The sequence below is a fragment of the Jatrophihabitans sp. genome, assembly GCF_036000465.1.
GTDB lineage: Bacteria > Actinomycetota > Actinomycetes > Mycobacteriales > Jatrophihabitantaceae > Jatrophihabitans.
The window spans coordinates 1-15,973 of the sequence record NZ_DASYFV010000035.1; the positions used below are offsets into that span (position 1 = coordinate 1).

Genomic DNA, 15,973 nt, shown 5'->3' on the forward strand with positions numbered 1-15,973 from the left:
TCGGCGGCCGGAGCGCAGCGGAGGGCGGTCATGAGCGAGCTCCGCGAGTGAATGACCCATAGGTGTGGCCTTCGGCGGCCGGAGCGCAGCGGAGGGCGGTCATGAGCGAGCTCCGCGAGTGAATGACCCATAGGTGTGGCCTTCGGCGGCCGGAGCGCAGCGGAGGGCGGTCATGAGCGAGCTCCGCGAGTGAATGACCCATAGGTATGGCCTTCGGCGGCCGGAGCGCAGCGGAGGGCGGTCATGGGCGAGTCCAGATGAGATGGGGCTGCATGGCGGGGGAGGCGGCGAGTGTGCCGTCGGCGTCGATCCACAGCGCGGCGAGCCCGCGGCACTCGGCGGCCTCGGCAATCGCCGCGCCCCGCAGGAAGAGCGTCTTGCTCCACACCTCGGCGTCGGCCGGGTCGTCGGCCACGACGGTGACGGCCCGCAGCCCACCGCCGCCCGGCCGCCGGGTCGACGGATCGATGAGGTGGTGCACCTCCTCGCCGCCGGCCCGCCAGCGCCGCAGCCGGGTCGACGAGGTCGCGCACGCGCCGTCGGTCACGGCGAGGACGGCCATCGGGTCGATCCCGCCGCGCGGGTCCTCCACGCCGATGTGCCAGCCCGAACCGTCCGGGCCGCCGCCGCGGAAGACGCAGTCGCCGCCGGCGTCGACAAGGTAGGAGGTAGCACCGGCGGCGGCGAGCAGGTCAGCCGTCCAGCGCAGCGCGAGCCCCTTCCCGATGCCACCGAGATCGATGGGATCGGGTCCGACCCGGACGGACCGCGTCGCGGCGTCGAAGCCCGGGGTCCAGCGGGGCGCGCGTCCGAGCACCGGGCCCGGGGCGGCCGGACCGCCCGCCGGACGCCCGTCGGCCGGCCACGACGACGCGTAGCCGAGGTCGGCCAGCACCCGCAGCACGCGCGGCTCGAACACCCCGGCCGTCTCGGCGTGCGCCCGCTCGGCGGCGACGAGCGCGTCGTAGCAGCGCACGCCGACCTGGTGCCAGCCGTCGCCGGCGACGTTGGCCTGCATCAGGTCGCTCGTCGGGTCGAAGCGGGTGCACTGCCGCTCGACCTGGTCGACCAGGTCACGGACGGCGGCGTGCACCCGGCCCGGGTCACGGGTGTCGCGACCCAGCTGCACCCGCACCGGCGAGGCCATCGCCCGGAAGGTCGAGTGCCAGAGCTCGTCGGCGGTCAGCCCGACGCGCCCGAGCGGGTTGCTCGGCACCTCGGTCGGCGTCGTCACGGCTTGCCCGAGGCGCCGGTCGTCGCCTGCACCGGCGGAGCGGGGGCGGGAGCGGGTGCCACGTAGACCGGCTGCGGGGCGGCCGGGGCCGGCGGCACGTAGATCGGCGCTGAGCCGCCCGAACCCCCGCTCGACCCGTTGCCCGAGCTGTTGTACGAGCCGCCGCCCGACGATCCGGACGAGCCCGAACCGCCACCGGCCGCGCGCGCGGCCCGGTGCTCGGCGTCGGCGGCCGCCGAGACGTTCCGCAGCTGGCGACCGAGGGCGGTCAGGCGATGCTCCAGCGCGACGGCGGTGCGCCGGTCGCGGTCGACCGCCGCGGCGAGGGCCTCCCGGTGCGCCTGGGCCTGCGCGGCGGCGTGCAGCTCGGCCGCGCTCGGCCCGGGGGCGGTGGTGGGTGGCGCGGGCTTGGTCGCGGTCGTGGGGGTGGCGCTACCGGCCCACCACATCGACGCCCCGAAGACCGCGGCGGCGCACGGCGCCAGAACGAGCGGGGCGGCCCAGCGTGCGGGGCGTCCCGTCGGCCCCGGCCGGCCGGCCGGCTCAGTCATCGCCGCCGCTCCCGACCTGGCCGCTCGGGTTGCCGTCGGAGCCACCGTCGTCGCCGCCACCGCCGCCCGACGCACCGCTGGCCCCGGTCGTGGTGTGGGTCGGCGGGGCCGGGACAGGCGCGGCCGACCGGGCCACCGGGGCGGCCGCCTGCACCGGACTGCCGGCCGCCAGCTGGGACGCGGCCTGCGCCGCCTGCTGCGCCGCCTGCTGGGCGGCCTGGATCGCCGCGAGGGCGGCGGCCCGGTTGCGGGCCCGGGCCGCCGCCTTCTCGCGAGCCAGACGGGCCTGTTCGGCGCGCACCCGGGCGTGGGCGCTTGCCACCGCCTGACGTAGCGCGGCGACCCGCTGGGCCTCGGCGATCGAGGCGGCCCGCAGCTGCAGGGCCACCGCGTCGACGGGCGGGGCGGCGGCCACCGGCCGGGAGACCGGCTCGGTGACCGTGGGATGAGGAGTCGAGGGAACGGCGGCGACGGCGGCGATGCCGCCGGTCACGAGCGCTCCGGCGGCGGCGGTCGTGGCGCAGATGCGTAGCGAACGGTGCACAGGGGAGTCCTTCCGGGCGATCAGGGCAGAGATCGATTTCGGCAGTGCGATCCGGGCTTGCTCCCCCGCAGGACGTCCGACCCGGACATGTAGGTCATCGGCTGCTGCCCCGTTCGGGTTACGCGAACCTCACAATGGAGTTCGAACCCGTCGCCCCCGACGACGGACCGAGCCGAGCCGGAGGTGCGATGACGACCTCGCGCCCGACCGACGACGACGTCGTCGCGGCGGCGGCGGGCGACGCCGGCGGGCTGCGCGCGGTCTGGGAGGGCCTGGCCCCGCGGATCCTCGGGTACCTGCGGGCGAAGGGGGTCGCCGACCCCGAGGCGGTGACAAGCGACGTCTTCCTCGCCCTGCTGCCCAAGCTGCCCGGCGTGACCGGCGGTGCCGCCGGCGTGCGCCGGCTCGCCTTCGCCATCGCGCACGCGCGGATGGTCGACGAGCACCGCGCCCGGGCGCGCGGGCCCCTGACCGTCCGCTACGAGCCGGCCGACGACCGGCGCACCTCGAACTCGGCCGAGGACGACGCCGAGTACTCGCTCGCCGCCGACCGGGTCCGGGCCGTGCTCCAACGGCTGCCCGACGACCAGCGCGAGGTCGTGACCCTGCGCATCGTCGCCGACCTGTCGATCGAGCAGGTGGCCGAGATCATCGGCCGCAGCCCGGGTGCGGTGAAGCAGCTGCAGCGCCGCGGCATGCTGGCCGTCCGGCAGGCCGTGACCGAACGGCCCGTAACCCGATGAACGCCGGCGGCGATGACAGGGACGAGATGAGCGACGTGGGACGGATCGGCCAGGCGCCGGCGGCGGGGGATCCCGGCGCCGCGGAGTCGGCTGCCGTCACGCGCTTCCTCGACGACCTCCGCTCCCTCGGTGAGGGACCCGCGCCGGAGCCGTCCCCCGAGCTGGCCGCGCTACTGGCCGGCGTGCCCACGCTCGCCGCGGCCCGCCGGCACCGTCCGCGCATCGTGCGGCGCGTCGCGCTCATCGCGGCGGCCGTCGTCGCCGGCACCACCCTCGCGGCGGCCAATCACCAGCTCCCGGCCCCGGCCCAGCGGGTGGTGTCGAACGTCGTCAACGACCTGACCCCGTTCCACATCGACAACCCGCACCCGGTGCCGACACCGACCACCCCGGCCGTTACTCCCACCCCGACGACGAAGCCGCCGACGCACGTCGCGCCACCGCCGGAGCGCTCGTCCGAGGACACCCCCGAGCCGGGCGCGCCGCACTCGTCGACCGAGGCCGGCGACGAGGGAGCCGGCGGTTCGGGCGGCAGCGGCGAGGCGACCCCCACCCGAGGCGGCGACGGCGAGCACTCGACCGCCGCGCCGACGCACACCTCCGACGGCGGCTCCGAGAGCGAGTCGCCCGGCGGCGGTCGTTCGGACGGCGGGGGCAGCGGCGGCTCCGACGGTGGCACCGGCGGTGGCACCGGCGGCGGCGACTGATCCGGACGGGTCAGACAACCGCTCGGGCGAGCCGGGCCGCGAGGTCGCGGACGGCGGCCCGCAGCTCCTCGGGCCGGACGACCGTGAACGGACCCGGCACGGCGGCCAGGTGCTCGGCGTACCACTGCAACTCGTCGGTGCTGCCGCGCAGCACGCACGAGCTGTCACCCGTGCTCTCCAGCCGGCCGAGGGCGCGAGGCAGGCAGCGTCCGGCCCGCTCGAGCGGCACCTCGATGCGCACCTCCACCTCGTGGGTCCACCCGTCGGTCAGGTGCTCCTCGACCTCGCGGAGCGGGTCGAGATCGGTCGGCCGATCGCCCTTCTCGCCGGTCGCCTCGATCCCGGTCACGCGGTCGAGTCGCAGGACCCGACGGGCGTCGGCGCGGACGAGCCGGCCGAGCAGGTACCAGCGGCCGTGCCGGACGACCACGGCCCACGGGTCGATCAGCATCCGGCTGCCGGTGCGGTAGCCGACCCGCAGCCGCTCGCCGCTCTCGCAGGCCCGGGCGATCGCGGCGGTCAGTTCGGGGTCGGGCATGGCCGCGGCGTCACCCGGGTTCTGGGCCTGCACCCGGCGGATCGCCTCGACCGAACCGGCCGTCGCGGCCGGCAGCACGCGGAAGATCTTGGCCAGGGCGGTCGCGGCGGGATGGTCGGACTCGACCGAGCCGTGCCAGCCTTGCAGCACGGCCATCACCAGGCCGAGCGCTTCGGCGGAGCTGAACGTCAGCGGCGGGATGCGCGCGCCGCGGCCGATGCGGTAGCCGCCGTACGGGCCGGTGATCGAGTCGATCGGGATGCCGGCCTCGCGCAGGATCCCGACGTAGCGCCGCGCCGCCCGCTCGGACACGCCGAGACGGCTCGACAGCCGCGCAGCAGTGATGCCGGGGACGGCCTGGATCGCCTCGAGCGCGAGCAGGGCCCGTCCCGTCGGGCCGGCGTCAGCTGTCATGAGATAACCCGGAAGCCTTTCGTCCGGAACGGATCGTACGGTCGCGGCATGTCGAACGCACTGACGCTCATCAGCGACCCGCCGATCTCCGGCAGCGAGATCGCGACGCTCGCCGGCGGCCTCGACCGCATCCGCCGCACCTTCGCCTACAAGTGCGCCGACCTCGACGCCGCCGCGATGGGCCGCCGTATCGGCGCCTCCGCCGTCACCCTCGGCGGGTTGGTGCGGCACCTGGCCCGTGTCGAGGCCCACACCCTGGCCTGGAAGCTGCACGACCGGGGCGGCACCGGCGCCGAGGCCGACTGGGACGCGGACTGGGACTGGACGGGCGACGAGGACGTCGCCGCCGTCTGGCGCGACTGGTTCGCGGCGGTCGAGCGCTCGCAGCGCCTTGTCGCCGAGGCCGACGCCGACGGCGGCCCGGGCCGCACCAGGGGCCACGAGTTCCCGGGGTGGGGCACACCCAGCCTGCGCCGCCTGCTCGTCGACATGATCGACGAGTACGCGCGGCACACCGGTCACGCCGACCTCATCCGCGAGAGCATCGACGGACGGGTCGGCGAGGACGCGCCGGGCGACTGGACGCTGCCGCGGTTCTAGCCGGGTCTGCGAGCCACGGCGAAGATCCGCCGGAACGGGAACGGCGTGCCGCTCGCCCCGGTGGGGTAGGCGGCGCGCAGTTCGGCGGCGTAGGTGGCCGTGAATTCGGCCGCCTCGTCGTCGGACAGCGCGACGAGGACGGGACGCAGCCCGGTGCCGCGGACCCATCCGAGCACGGGGTCCGTCCCCTGCAGCACGTGCACGTAGGTCGTCTCCCACACGTCGACCTCGAGGCCGGCGGCGAGCAGCAGTTCGGCGTACTCCACCGGCTCGGCCACCGCGTCGTCGTGGCGCAGCACGCCGCCGAGCACGGTGGCCCAGCGCGGCGACTCCGCCAGCGCGCGCATCAGCCGGTGCGAGGGCGAGCCGAAGTTGCCCGGCACCTGGAAGGCGAGCCATCCGCCGGGCGGAAGCTCGCCCGCCCAGCGCGTCAGCAGGCCCCGGTGGCCGGGCACCCACTGCAGGGTGGCGTTGCTCAGCACCACATCGGCATCGGCCGGCACCGCGAAGTCGGCGACGTCGCCGAGGCGGAAGGAGAGCCGATCGGTGGCCAGCGCCGCGGCCGCCGCGATCATCTCCTCGGACGAGTCGACCCCCTCGACCGTCGCGTCCGGCCAGCGCGGGACGAGACCGGCGGTCAGCGCCCCGGGGCCGCAGCCGAGGTCGACCACCCGGCGGGGGGCGTCGGCACGGACCCGGGCGAGCAGGTCGGCGAACGGACGTCCGCGCTCGTCGGCGTAGCGGGCGTACTGCGACGGGTCCCAGCGCATGGCGATCCTCTCCACCGGCAAGATATCTTGACGTCAAGATATCTCGACCGGTCAAGTCGGACGCAACGCCCGCGCGGCCCGGAGCGTCGGCGCCACCCGCGGATAGACTCACCGGCGTGTCCGGTGCCCTTCCGAGTCGTGCCCCGCGCGGCCGGGTCGGCTGACGCGGGCCCCTGCGATGCGCGTCCCGCGGTCCCTCACCCGGCTCGTCGTCGGCCTGGCCGGCACCCAGCTCGGCCTGCGCCTCGCACCGGGCACGACCCGGGCGCTCGGGCCGGTCGACGTCACCGCCGATGTCGCCCTGACCCCGCAGGGCGGGGTGCGGGTCGACGTGCCGCCGCTGGGCACGGCCTGGCTCGGCACCCATCGCGGCCCGCTGCAGCTGCGGGCCACGGCCACGAACGTCGAGCCCGAGCGCGCGGCCGGGCTGCTCCGGATGCCCAGCGACAAGGACGACGCGCAGGGCGTCCGGGCCCAGCTCGACACCGTGCTGGCCTCGGTCGCACGCGACGCCCGCGGGCTGGCGGCGGCCGCATCGCTGCGAGCCGGTCTCGCCGGGCTCGCCGGGGCCGCCGGACTGGCCGCCGTCACGCTGCGGCGCCCGCGCGACGTCGCCGCCGCCACCGCCGCGTCGGCCGCGAGCCTGGCTGCGGCGGCCGCGCTGGCCGCCGCGACCGCCGACCGGGAGGCCTGGCGCGACCCCCGGCTGACCGGGCTGCTCACCCGCGCGCCCCTGCTCGTCGGCGACCTGCAGCAGGCGCCGACCCGCATCGGGGTCTACCGCGACCAGCTGGCCGATCTGATCCGCACGGCCACCGGGGTGCAGCGGCGGGTAGCCGCGCTGCCCGGGCCTCCTCCGGGGGATGCGATCCGCCTCGTCCACGTCTCCGACATCCACCTCAGCCCGATGGCCTTCCCACTCGCGAAGGCCCTCGTCGACGAGTACCGCGCCGACGCCGTCATCGACACCGGCGACCTCGTCGACTGGGGCACCCCCGCCGAGAACGCCTTCGCCGGGCAGATCCCCGGCCTCGGCGTGCCCTACGTCTACGTCAAGGGCAACCACGACTCCACCGGCATCGCCGCCGCCGTCGGGCGCCAGCCCAACGCCGTCGTCCTCGATTCGGCCGAGACCGCCGTCGACGTCGCAGGGCTCCGCTTCGTCGGCATGCCCGACCCGCGCTTCACCCCGGACAAGACCACCGGCGACGACCGCGCCCACCACCGTGTCTCCGAGGCGGCCGAGGCGTTCGCCGGGCGGTTCCGGGCCGGCGGCGCCCGGGCCGACATCGCGCTCGTCCACTCGCCGACGGCCGGGCGCGCGCTCGAGGGGCTCGTGCCGCTCGTCCTCGCCGGCGACACCCACCGCCGCGACGCCCGCCGTTACGGCGACACCACCGTCCTCACGCAGGGCAGCTCGGGCGGCGCCGGGCTGCGCGGCGTGCAGCAGGACCCGCCCACGCCGTTCTCGTTGTCCGTCCTCTACGTCGACCGGACGACCCGGCGGCTCTGGGGCGCCGACGAGGTCACCCTCGGCGGGCTCGGGCGCACCGACGTCTCGGTCGTGCGACGCACCGCCGCCGACCTGCTCGGGGAGGGCTGAGGCGTGGCCACCTCCGACCCCACGCTGCCCGCCGTCTCGCGCGAGCGGCGCGAGAACGCGCTGCTGTCGCTCTTCCGCATCCCGGTCTTCCGTCGCATCTGGGCCGCCATCGCGTTCTCCAGCCTGGGCGACTGGCTCGGCCTGCTGGCCAACACCGCGCTGGCCCAGCAGCTCACCCGCGAGCAGTCGGTCGCCACCCAGGGGGCCGCGATCTCGGGCGTCATCCTCGTCCGCCTCGCGCCCGACCTCGTCTTCGGCCCGGTCGCCGCGGCCATCGCCGACAAGCTCGACCGGCGCAAGACGGTGATCGCCGGCGAGCTGACCGCCGGCGTGCTCTACGCCTCGATCGCCGTCGGCTACAACCTGGTCTGGCTCTACATCGCCCAGTTCGTCATCGAGGCCGCCGGGCTGTTCACCCAGCCGGCCAAGCAGGTGATCTGGGTGGCCATCGTGCCCAAGAAGCTGCTGGCGACGGCCAACCAGATCTCGCTGATGTCGGTGTACGGCACGGTGCCCATCGCCAGCGGCGTCTTCGCGCTGCTGTCGGCGACGACGCGATTGATCGACGGCCACCAGGAGTACCTGCCGAACTCGGTCAACGTCGCCATCGTGATCGCGCTGCTGCTCAACACGGTGTCCTTCTTCGTCAGCGCCACCACGGTCTTCCTCAGCCGCGCCGACATCCCGGTCGTGCCGAGCGCCCACGAGCAGGAACAGGGCATCTTCAGCCTGCTCACGGAAGGCATCGCGTTCGTCCGGCGCAACTCCCTGATCCGCGGCCTGTACGTCGGCATCATCGGCGCGTTCGCCGCCGGCGGCCTGACCGTCGGCGTCGCCCAGTTGTGGGTCGCCACGCTCTCGGCCGGCACGGCCGGCTACTCGATCATGTTCGGGACGGTGTTCACCGGCCTGGCCGTCGGCATGCTGGTCGGCCCGCGCGTGCTGCCCAGCTACACCCGCAGCCGGGTGTTCGGGCTGGCCATCGGCAGCGCCGGCATCGCGCTGCTGGTCATGTCGCTGATCCGCGACTTCATCCTGGCCACCGGGCTCGCCGCGCTGGTCGGGGTGTTCTCCGGCATGGCCTGGATCATCGGCTACACGCTGATCGGCCAGGAGGTCGAGGACCGCCTCCGCGGGCGCATCTTCGCCTTCGTCCTGTCGTCGGTGCGCATCATGCTGCTGCTGACGATCGCGGTCGGGCCACTGCTCGCCGGGCTACTGGGCGAGCACTCGATCCGCATCGGCGGCCAGTCGCGCCTGCGCTTCTCCGGCCCGGGGCTGACGCTGCTCATCGGCGGCGTCCTCGCGCTCGGCGTCAGCTACTACGCCACCTCGCGGGCGACCCCGACCCGCACCCGCCTGCGCCACCTCCTGCGCCGGCGGCTCATCCGCACCGGCATCGTCCGCTTTCCCGGGCGCACGGGCCTGTTCATCAGCGTCGACGGCGTGGACCCGGTGGCGACCGCGGCCTACACGGCGCTCGTCGTCGCGGCGATCCGCGCCCGCCATCTCGTCGTGTCCGACACCGCCGAGCCCACCGATTCCCCGATCGGGCACCGGGTGCGCGAGTTGCTCGCCGCGCCGGTGCCGCGTGGCGGCGGCGTCGAGCCCGAGACCGCGGCGCTGCTGTCGGCGGCCGACCGCGCCGAGCACGTGGCGGCGGTCATCAGCCCGGCGTTGCAGCGCGGCGAGGTCATCGTGTGTGACCGCTACCTGCTCACCTCGATCGTCCTGCACGGCGGGGGGCGCGGCGCCGACGCCGACCGCATCCGCAGTCTCAACTCGTGGGGCACCGGCGGCCTGATGCCCGACCTCACGTTGGTCGTCGACGGCATGGTCGCGGCGCCGGCGCCGATCCTGGGCGGCGACGTCGGCGACCTCGACGTCGAGGCCGCTGAGCAGACCCTGCTGGCCGAGACCGACGCCGATCCCGATCGCTACGTGCGCTGCCCGGCCGAGGTGCCGGCCGAGCTGCCCGAGCTCGTGCGCGAGCGGATCGAGCGCCTCGTCGAGACACGTGCATCACTCATCGTTGCCGTCCCGGCGAGCCCGGGGCCGCCGGCGCGATAGCGTGGCCGGACCGTCCGTCCCACCAGCAAGGAGCTCCCGTGTCCACTGACGCCGCACCCACCTGGCGCCGCGAGGACACCGAGGCCGTCCCCTGCTGCGTGTGTCAGCGCGAAGGCCGTCCGGTCTACGACCTCGACCCGTTCGGCGTCGTGCGCTGCCCGCGCTGCTCGCTGGTGTTCGTCAGCCCGCGGCTGCGGCCCGAGGCGCTGCAGCGCCTCTACGAGCAGCCGCAGTACCACCAGGGCGTCTACGGCGAGGAGGGCCGCTTCTCGCCCGCGATGTTCCTGCAGCAGCAGTGGACGTCGGGCCGCCTCGCCCTGGCCGAACGCGAGCTGGGACGTCCGGTCGCCGGGGCCCGCATGCTCGAGGTCGGCGCCGGGCACGGGCTGTTCCTCGCCGCCGCGCGGGAGAAGGGCTATGACGTCACCGGCGTCGAGCTGTCGGAGACCGCCTCGGCCCACGCGCGCGAGACGCTCGGCCTGACGATGCACTCGACCCAGCTCCAGGAGGCGCCGCTCGAGGGCCGCTTCGACGTCGTCTGCGCCTGGGACACCATCGAGCACGTCCCCGACCCGGTCCAGTTCTGGAAGGCCGTGCGCGGCCTCGTCGCCGACGACGGCGTCGTGCTGTTCTCCACCCCGTACTTCTCGTCGCTGCCGTCGCGGGCGCTGCGGCAGAAGTGGTGGACGCTCAAGCCGACCGAGCACATCTGGCACTTCACCCCGAAGACGCACCGCTCGGTTGCCGCCGCCGCCGACATGCGGGTGACGAGGACCATCACCAACCCGCTGAGCCGGTCCAACTTCGCGCGGCTGGATTCGCTGGTCGGCGTCGCGCGGCGGGCATGATCGCGATCTTCATGCTGGGACGCGTGTCGGGAGTGCGTGACGGCATGAAGATCGCGCCGTGAGCGGGCTGTTCGTCGCCTTCGAGGGCGGCGAGGGGGTCGGCAAGTCGACCCAGATCGCGCGGGCCGCGCAGTGGGTGCGGGCGCAGGGGCGCGCGGTGCTCGAGACCCGCGAGCCGGGCGGCACGCCGCTCGGCGTGGAGCTGCGCCGCCTCGTCCTCGACCCGGACGGTCACGTGACGCCGCGCTCGGAGACGCTGCTCTACGCCGCCGACCGGGCGCACCACGTCGACACCGTGATCCGGCCCGCGCTCGACGCCGGTGCCGTCGTGATCACCGACCGCTACGTCGACTCGACCCTGGCCTACCAGGGGGCCGGCCGCGGCCTCGGCGACGACGCGCGCCGGGTCACCACCTGGGCCACCGGCGGGCTCACCCCCGACCTCACCGTGCTGCTCGACCTCGACCCGGCGATCGGGCTGGCCCGGGCCGGCGCGCGCTCGCGGCTGGACCGGCTCGAGGGCGCGTCGCTGGAGTTCCACCACGCGGTGCGGGCCGGGTTCCTGGCGCTGGCCGCCGCCGAGCCGGAGCGCTACCTCGTCGTCGACGCCGCCCTCGCTCCGGACGAGATCGCGGGGCAGGTGCGGGAGGCGCTGGCGGCCCGCCTCGACTGAACCTCTCGGCGTCAAGAGATGTGGCAGCATGACGGCATGACGGACGAGGTCGACGACATCGTCGCGGCCTGGCAGCGCGAGCGTCCGGATCTCGACGTCGAACCGCTGCAGGTGCTCTCCCGCCTCGACCGGCTGGCCGGGGTACTCGGCGAGCGCCGCCGCGCGATCTTCGCCCAGCACGGCCTGCGCGGTCACGAGTTCGACGTCCTCGCCGCGCTCCGCCGGGCCGGTGCGCCTTTCGCGCTGACCGCGGGCGAGCTGGCCGCCCGCACCTACGTCACCTCGGGCACCATGACCAGCCGGCTCGACGGGCTCGTCACCCGCGGCCTCGTCACCCGCGCCGCCGACCGAGAGGACGGCCGGCTCGTCCGCGTCACCCTCACCGCCGACGGCCGGCAGATCGTCGACGCCGCCTTCCAGGCCCTGCTCGCCGCTGAGCGCGAGCTGCTGACACCGCTGTCGTCCGAGACGCTGGGGCCGCTCGCCGCGACGCTGCGCACCCTGCTCGCCCGGGCGGCGGCCCCCGAATGAGCACTTGTCCGCCCGTGTGGCTGCGCTTCCGGCTGAATTCACAGCCACACGAGCGGACAAGACGGGTGTCGGACGGGCCGGGGAGACTCTGCCCGTGAGCGTCTGGGACGCCCTGATCGGGCAGCAGGAGTCGATCGCCACCCTGCGCGACGCCGCCGCGGCCGCGGCCGAGATCGCGGCCGGCGGCGACGGCGGCTCCGGCCGCATGACGCATGCCTGGCTGTTCATCGGGCCGGCCGGTTCCGGACGCTCCGTCGCCGCCCGCGCGTTCGCCGCCGCGCTGCAGTGCGAGCGGCAGGGCGAGCTCGGCTGCGGCGAGTGCGCGCAGTGCCGCACGGTCAACGCCCGGACCCATCCCGACGTCCACTCGGTCGTGCCGGAGGGGCTGTCGATCCCGGTCGCCGAGATGCGCGCCGTGGTCGGGCGGGCAGCGCGCCGCCCCTCGCTCGGACGCTGGCAGGTGATCCTCGTCGAGGACGCCGACCGGCTCACCGAGCAGGCGTCCAACGCGCTGCTCAAGGCGATCGAGGAGCCGCCGCCGCGCACGGTGATGCTGCTCTGCGCGCCGTCGCTGCATCCCGACGACGTGATGGTCACGATCCGCTCGCGCTGCCGGCTGGTGTCGCTGCGCACACCGCCGGCCGACGCGGTGGCGAGCGTGCTGCGCGACGACGGCATCGACCCCGGCACCGCCGACTGGGCCGCCGCCGCCGGGCAGGGGCACGTCGGGCGCTCGCGCCGGCTCGCCCGCGACGCCGAGGCCCGCGACCGGCGGGCCGAGGTGCTGGCCATCCCGGCGTCGCTCACCTCGCTCGGCGCCTGCCTGCGCGCGGCCGACCACCTGGTCAGCGCCGCCGAGCGCGAGGCCGCCGCGCTGTCGGCCGGCCTCGACGCCGGCGAGACCGAGTCCCTGCAGGTGGCGCTCGGCGCGGGCGGCACCGGCAAGGGCGTCGCCGCCTCGGTGCGCGGCACCGCCGGGCTGCTCAAGGACCTCGAGAAGCGGCAGAAGTCGCGGGCCACCCGCACCCAGCGCGATGCCCTCGACCGCGCCCTCGTCGACCTCGCCGCGTTCTACCGTGACGTCCTGCTCGTCCAGGCCGGCTCGCCCGTCGCCGCCGCGCACCCCGATCTCGCCGACGACGTCATCGCCGTCTCCCGCGCCATCGACGCCAACGGTGCGCTGCGACGCCTCGACGCCATCCTCGCCTGCCGCGAGGCGCTCGACCTCAACGTGAAACCCCGTATCGCAGTGGAAGCGATGACCGCTGCGCTCCGCCTGCCCGGCTAGGGTCGGCTCATGCCCTTGATGTGCGCGGTGGTGTTCCAGCCGCAGGGACGCCTGTACTACGCCGACCCGGGCTCGCTCACGCTGAGCGTCGGCGACCGTGTGCTCTACCCGACGCCCGAGGGTGACGAGGTCGCGACCGTGACGTGGGCGCCGGAGTGGGTGAGCGACGACGTCGGCGGGCTGCCGGTGCTGACCGAGCTCGCCGCCGCGCACGACATCGAGACGGCCGAGGTGTCGCGCCGGAAGCGGGCGCACGCCCGGGTCGCGGCCCGCAAGCTGATCCGCGAGCACGACCTGCCGATGAAGATCTCCGGCGTCGACCACGTCGTCGCCACCAACCACACGACGCTCTACTTCACCGCGCCCCACCGGGTCGACTTCCGCTCCCTCGTGCGCGACCTCGCCGCCACGCTCAACGGGCGCGTCGAGCTGCGCCAGCTCTCCGCCCGTGACGAGGCGCGGCTCACCGGCGGCATCGGCAGCTGCGGGCGCGAGCTCTGCTGCTCGACCTTCCTCGTCGACTTCGAGCCGGTGAGCGTCCGGATGGCGAAGGACCAGGACCTGCCGCTCAACCCGCTGCGCATCTCCGGTGCCTGCGGCAAGCTCATGTGCTGCCTCAAGTACGAGCACCCGCTCTACCAGGACTACGCCGAGAAGGCCCCGGCCCTCGGCGAGCAGGTCGAGACGGACGAGGGCCCGGGCACCGTCGTCGGGCACAACGTGCCGGGCGAGAAGGTCGTCGTGCGGATGGCCGCCGACGGTCGGCGCACCGCGTGTGCGCTCGCGTCGGTCTGCGGCAGCCGGAAGGCCTACGAGTCGCGCGGCGAGCCGGAGTCCTAGCTGCCGGTGTCGAAGAACGCCAGGTGCATCGCATCGTGTACGTGGAAGCGCACTGACCCGCCCGAGGCGATCGGGAAGTGCACCCACGGGTCGTAGTCCTCGGCGATGTACGCGACCCCGGTGTCGGGTCGCGCCGTCTTGTTCTGCTGGCGGCGCCAGGAGTGGTTGAGACGGTCGGCGATCTGCCCGAACGCCTCTGCCGCGTTGACGTGCCCGGCCAGCTCGTAGCGCGAGCCTTGGTAGTCGACGTACACAGTCATGGCGGCTCCTCCGACGGCGTGCCGCCAGCGTAGACCGGTCAGTGCGCCGGCACGACCGCCTCGTAGCTGTCCGGCACGTGCCATTGGCCGCGGGCGACGAGTACCTCGCGCAGCAGGTCGGGGCGGTCGGTGATGATTCCGTCGACGCCGTGGTCGAGCAGCCGGTGCATGGTGTCCGGGTCGTCGACCGTCCAGACGACGACCCGCACGCCGACGTCGTGGGCCCGGGCGACGAGATCGTCGCGGAACACCGGGATCCGCCCGAGCCGCAGCGGGACGTGGGCGAAGCCGGCATCGCCGTAGCGGCCCCACGAGCGGGGCGAGGCGAGGCGGACGAGGTCGCGCCACGACAGCGCGGTGCACAGCTCCGGCCCGGCGAGTTCACGCAGCCGCCGCAGCCACGCGCCGCGGGCCGCGGCGACGCAGACCCGCTGGGCGCAGTCGGTCGAGTGCAGCAACCGGGCCAGCGGCTCTATGACGTCGGGGTCCTTGACATCGATGGTCAGGCAGGCGTCCGGGAAGGCGGCGATCACCTCGTCGAGCGCGACCACCGGGCCACCGCCGAGCACCGACAACCCGCGCAGCGCGTGCAGCGGCAGATCGCGCACGTGCCCGCGGGTGCCGGTCGCGCGGGCGAGCCGGGCGTCGTGGAAGGCGACGAGCCGGCCGTCCGCGGTGAGGCGCACGTCGGTCTCGAGGAACCGGACGCCGAGGGCGTACGAGCGCCCGAACGCGGCCAGGGTGTTCTCGGGCGCGAGTCCCGCGCCGCCGCGGTGGGCGATGGCCAGCGGACCGGGCCGGTCGAGATAGCGCACGCCCTCACCGTGGGCGCTCCGGACGGCCGGGCGGCGGCGATCAGGTGAACATGCAACGAACCCTGTCCGTTGTCGGCCGCCGGTTCTAGGGTCGGGGCGACCGGCGACGAGTGGAGGACGACATGGTTGTTCGCGACACCCCGTGGGACCCGGGCACGCCGTGCTGGGTCGACCTCATGACGACCGACCAGGCGGCCGCGCGGGACTTCTACGGCGCTCTGTTCGGCTGGCAGATCGACGTCGGGCCGGAGGAGACCGGCGGGTACGCGATGTGCTCGGTCGACGGGCACAGCGTCGCCGGCATCGGCGGCATGATGGGCATGGATCACCCGCCGGTCTGGAACACCTACCTCGCCACGGCTGACGCGGACGCGACAGCGGCCGAGATCGAATCGGCCGGCGGCAGTATCGCCGCCCCGGTCATGGACGTCATGGGGTTCGGTCGGATGGCTTTCGCCCTCGTGCCCGGCGGCGGCGCCGTCGGCCTCTGGCAGGCCGGCACGCACACCGGCTTCGGCCTGGCCAACGACTCGAACTCGGTCACCTGGAACGAGTTCATGACCCGCGACCTGCCGGCCGCGACGCAGTTCTACGCGTCCGTCTTCGGCTACACCTACACCGACATCGGCGACGAGAACTTCGTCTACTCGACGATCGAGGTGGGCGGGCAGACCGTCGGCGGGATCGGCCAGTTGCCGGCCGAGGTGCCCGCGAACGTGCCGCCGCACTGGCGCGTCTACTTCGCCGTCGACGACGCCGACGCGACCGTCGCGCGGGTCACCGAACTCGGTGGCGCGGTGCTGCGCCCGCCCATGGACATGCCCTACGGCCGGCACGCCGACGTCGCCGATCGGCAGGGTGCGATGTTCTCGATCGTCAAGCCGGCGAGCCCGAACACCTGACCCGAGGTCGGGCGCGGCGGGCCGGTAGACTTCTGCGGGTCG

18 protein-coding genes are annotated in these 15,973 nt (G+C 74.8%); 11 read left to right on the plus strand and 7 right to left on the minus strand.

The annotated features are described in order from the left end of the window. Nucleotides 1-241: 241 nt before the first annotated feature. Genes VGN18_RS11220 through VGN18_RS11230 form a run of 3 tightly spaced genes read right to left on the minus strand, consistent with a single transcriptional unit; the run spans nucleotide 242 to nucleotide 2,329 of the window. The gene (locus VGN18_RS11220) at nucleotides 242-1,234 is read right to left on the minus strand and encodes an FAD:protein FMN transferase (protein WP_327539773.1); all 993 of its coding nucleotides are present in this window, start codon (nucleotides 1,232-1,234) and stop codon (nucleotides 242-244) included. Beyond that, nucleotides 1,231-1,785 carry a hypothetical protein gene (locus VGN18_RS11225; protein ID WP_327539774.1) on the minus strand — a complete coding sequence of 185 codons (555 nt, stop codon included), beginning with the start codon at nucleotides 1,783-1,785 and terminating at the stop codon, nucleotides 1,231-1,233. The genes VGN18_RS11220 and VGN18_RS11225 overlap by 4 nt, the downstream gene beginning before the upstream one ends. Next, nucleotides 1,778-2,329: a hypothetical protein gene (locus VGN18_RS11230; RefSeq protein ID WP_327539775.1), complete on the minus strand. Its 552-nt coding sequence runs from the start codon at nucleotides 2,327-2,329 to the stop codon at nucleotides 1,778-1,780. Before VGN18_RS11230 ends, VGN18_RS11225 begins: the two co-directional genes overlap by 8 nt. A gap of 188 nt (nucleotides 2,330-2,517) precedes the next feature. On the opposite strand from VGN18_RS11230, the gene VGN18_RS11235 reads away from it, so the two are divergent. Next, complete coding sequence (locus VGN18_RS11235; protein ID WP_327539776.1) at nucleotides 2,518-3,072, plus strand: sigma-70 family RNA polymerase sigma factor; 555 nt, start codon at nucleotides 2,518-2,520, stop codon at nucleotides 3,070-3,072. A 26-nt stretch (nucleotides 3,073-3,098) separates the two neighbouring features. Then, nucleotides 3,099-3,779, plus strand: a complete 681-nt coding sequence (locus VGN18_RS11240) for a hypothetical protein (RefSeq protein ID WP_327539777.1) — start codon at nucleotides 3,099-3,101, stop codon at nucleotides 3,777-3,779. A 10-nt stretch (nucleotides 3,780-3,789) separates the two neighbouring features. Here VGN18_RS11240 and VGN18_RS11245 read toward each other — a convergent pair whose 3' ends face one another. Further along, nucleotides 3,790-4,731, minus strand: coding sequence for a helix-turn-helix transcriptional regulator (locus VGN18_RS11245; protein WP_327539778.1), 942 nt, complete (start codon nucleotides 4,729-4,731; stop codon nucleotides 3,790-3,792). Between the two features lie 48 nt (nucleotides 4,732-4,779). Here VGN18_RS11245 and VGN18_RS11250 point away from each other — a divergent pair, with 48 nt between their 5' ends. Next, nucleotides 4,780-5,331: a DUF664 domain-containing protein gene (locus tag VGN18_RS11250; RefSeq protein ID WP_327539779.1), complete on the plus strand. Its 552-nt coding sequence runs from the start codon at nucleotides 4,780-4,782 to the stop codon at nucleotides 5,329-5,331. Here the strand turns inward: VGN18_RS11250 and VGN18_RS11255 are convergent. Then, nucleotides 5,328-6,101 carry a trans-aconitate 2-methyltransferase gene (locus VGN18_RS11255; RefSeq protein ID WP_327539780.1) on the minus strand — a complete coding sequence of 258 codons (774 nt, stop codon included), beginning with the start codon at nucleotides 6,099-6,101 and terminating at the stop codon, nucleotides 5,328-5,330. The genes VGN18_RS11250 and VGN18_RS11255 overlap by 4 nt on opposite strands. Nucleotides 6,102-6,279: 178 nt before the next feature. On the opposite strand from VGN18_RS11255, the gene VGN18_RS11260 reads away from it, so the two are divergent. The 7 genes from VGN18_RS11260 (at nucleotide 6,280) to VGN18_RS11290 (ending at nucleotide 13,954) form a co-directional block, all read left to right on the plus strand. Beyond that, on the plus strand, nucleotides 6,280-7,704 hold the full coding sequence (locus VGN18_RS11260; RefSeq protein ID WP_327539781.1) for a metallophosphoesterase family protein: 1,425 nt from the start codon (nucleotides 6,280-6,282) through the stop codon (nucleotides 7,702-7,704). Between the two features lie 3 nt (nucleotides 7,705-7,707). Next, nucleotides 7,708-9,774 carry a hypothetical protein gene (locus tag VGN18_RS11265; protein ID WP_327539782.1) on the plus strand — a complete coding sequence of 689 codons (2,067 nt, stop codon included), beginning with the start codon at nucleotides 7,708-7,710 and terminating at the stop codon, nucleotides 9,772-9,774. A gap of 38 nt (nucleotides 9,775-9,812) precedes the next feature. Further along, nucleotides 9,813-10,622 (plus strand): class I SAM-dependent methyltransferase, encoded by an 810-nt coding sequence (locus tag VGN18_RS11270; RefSeq protein ID WP_327539783.1) that lies wholly within the window; start codon nucleotides 9,813-9,815, stop codon nucleotides 10,620-10,622. A 58-nt stretch (nucleotides 10,623-10,680) separates the two neighbouring features. Then, nucleotides 10,681-11,295 (plus strand): dTMP kinase, encoded by a 615-nt coding sequence (gene tmk, locus VGN18_RS11275; protein ID WP_327539784.1) that lies wholly within the window; start codon nucleotides 10,681-10,683, stop codon nucleotides 11,293-11,295. A 36-nt stretch (nucleotides 11,296-11,331) separates the two neighbouring features. After that, a complete protein-coding gene (locus VGN18_RS11280) occupies nucleotides 11,332-11,826 on the plus strand; it encodes a MarR family winged helix-turn-helix transcriptional regulator (RefSeq protein ID WP_327539785.1) in 495 nt (164 codons plus the stop codon). A 94-nt stretch (nucleotides 11,827-11,920) separates the two neighbouring features. Continuing rightward, complete coding sequence (locus VGN18_RS11285; RefSeq protein WP_327539786.1) at nucleotides 11,921-13,114, plus strand: DNA polymerase III subunit delta'; 1,194 nt, start codon at nucleotides 11,921-11,923, stop codon at nucleotides 13,112-13,114. A 9-nt stretch (nucleotides 13,115-13,123) separates the two neighbouring features. Further along, nucleotides 13,124-13,954 (plus strand): regulatory iron-sulfur-containing complex subunit RicT, encoded by an 831-nt coding sequence (locus VGN18_RS11290; protein ID WP_327539787.1) that lies wholly within the window; start codon nucleotides 13,124-13,126, stop codon nucleotides 13,952-13,954. Here VGN18_RS11290 and VGN18_RS11295 read toward each other — a convergent pair. Beyond that, nucleotides 13,951-14,214, minus strand: coding sequence for a hypothetical protein (locus VGN18_RS11295; RefSeq protein ID WP_327539788.1), 264 nt, complete (start codon nucleotides 14,212-14,214; stop codon nucleotides 13,951-13,953). The two genes, VGN18_RS11290 and VGN18_RS11295, sit on opposite strands and share 4 nt — an antisense overlap. A 38-nt stretch (nucleotides 14,215-14,252) precedes the next feature. Then, nucleotides 14,253-15,029: a glycerophosphodiester phosphodiesterase family protein gene (locus VGN18_RS11300; protein WP_327539789.1), complete on the minus strand. Its 777-nt coding sequence runs from the start codon at nucleotides 15,027-15,029 to the stop codon at nucleotides 14,253-14,255. 122 nt (nucleotides 15,030-15,151) lie between these two features. Between VGN18_RS11300 and VGN18_RS11305 the strand changes: the two genes are divergently transcribed. Then, on the plus strand, nucleotides 15,152-15,931 hold the full coding sequence (locus VGN18_RS11305; protein WP_327539790.1) for a VOC family protein: 780 nt from the start codon (nucleotides 15,152-15,154) through the stop codon (nucleotides 15,929-15,931). Nucleotides 15,932-15,973 lie beyond the last annotated feature (42 nt).

Coding starts and splice junctions, on each gene's coding strand:
- VGN18_RS11225 (WP_327539774.1), bottom strand. CDS start 1,785: ATGACTGAGCCGGCCGGCCGGCCGGGGCCGACGGGACGCCCCGCACGC.
- VGN18_RS11235 (WP_327539776.1), top strand. CDS start 2,518: ATGACGACCTCGCGCCCGACCGACGACGACGTCGTCGCGGCGGCGGCG.
- VGN18_RS11240 (WP_327539777.1), top strand. CDS start 3,099: ATGAGCGACGTGGGACGGATCGGCCAGGCGCCGGCGGCGGGGGATCCC.
- VGN18_RS11245 (WP_327539778.1), bottom strand. CDS start 4,731: ATGACAGCTGACGCCGGCCCGACGGGACGGGCCCTGCTCGCGCTCGAG.
- VGN18_RS11250 (WP_327539779.1), top strand. CDS start 4,780: ATGTCGAACGCACTGACGCTCATCAGCGACCCGCCGATCTCCGGCAGC.
- VGN18_RS11255 (WP_327539780.1), bottom strand. CDS start 6,101: ATGCGCTGGGACCCGTCGCAGTACGCCCGCTACGCCGACGAGCGCGGA.
- VGN18_RS11260 (WP_327539781.1), top strand. CDS start 6,280: ATGCGCGTCCCGCGGTCCCTCACCCGGCTCGTCGTCGGCCTGGCCGGC.
- VGN18_RS11280 (WP_327539785.1), top strand. CDS start 11,332: ATGACGGACGAGGTCGACGACATCGTCGCGGCCTGGCAGCGCGAGCGT.
- VGN18_RS11290 (WP_327539787.1), top strand. CDS start 13,124: ATGCCCTTGATGTGCGCGGTGGTGTTCCAGCCGCAGGGACGCCTGTAC.
- VGN18_RS11295 (WP_327539788.1), bottom strand. CDS start 14,214: ATGACTGTGTACGTCGACTACCAAGGCTCGCGCTACGAGCTGGCCGGG.
- VGN18_RS11305 (WP_327539790.1), top strand. CDS start 15,152: ATGGTTGTTCGCGACACCCCGTGGGACCCGGGCACGCCGTGCTGGGTC.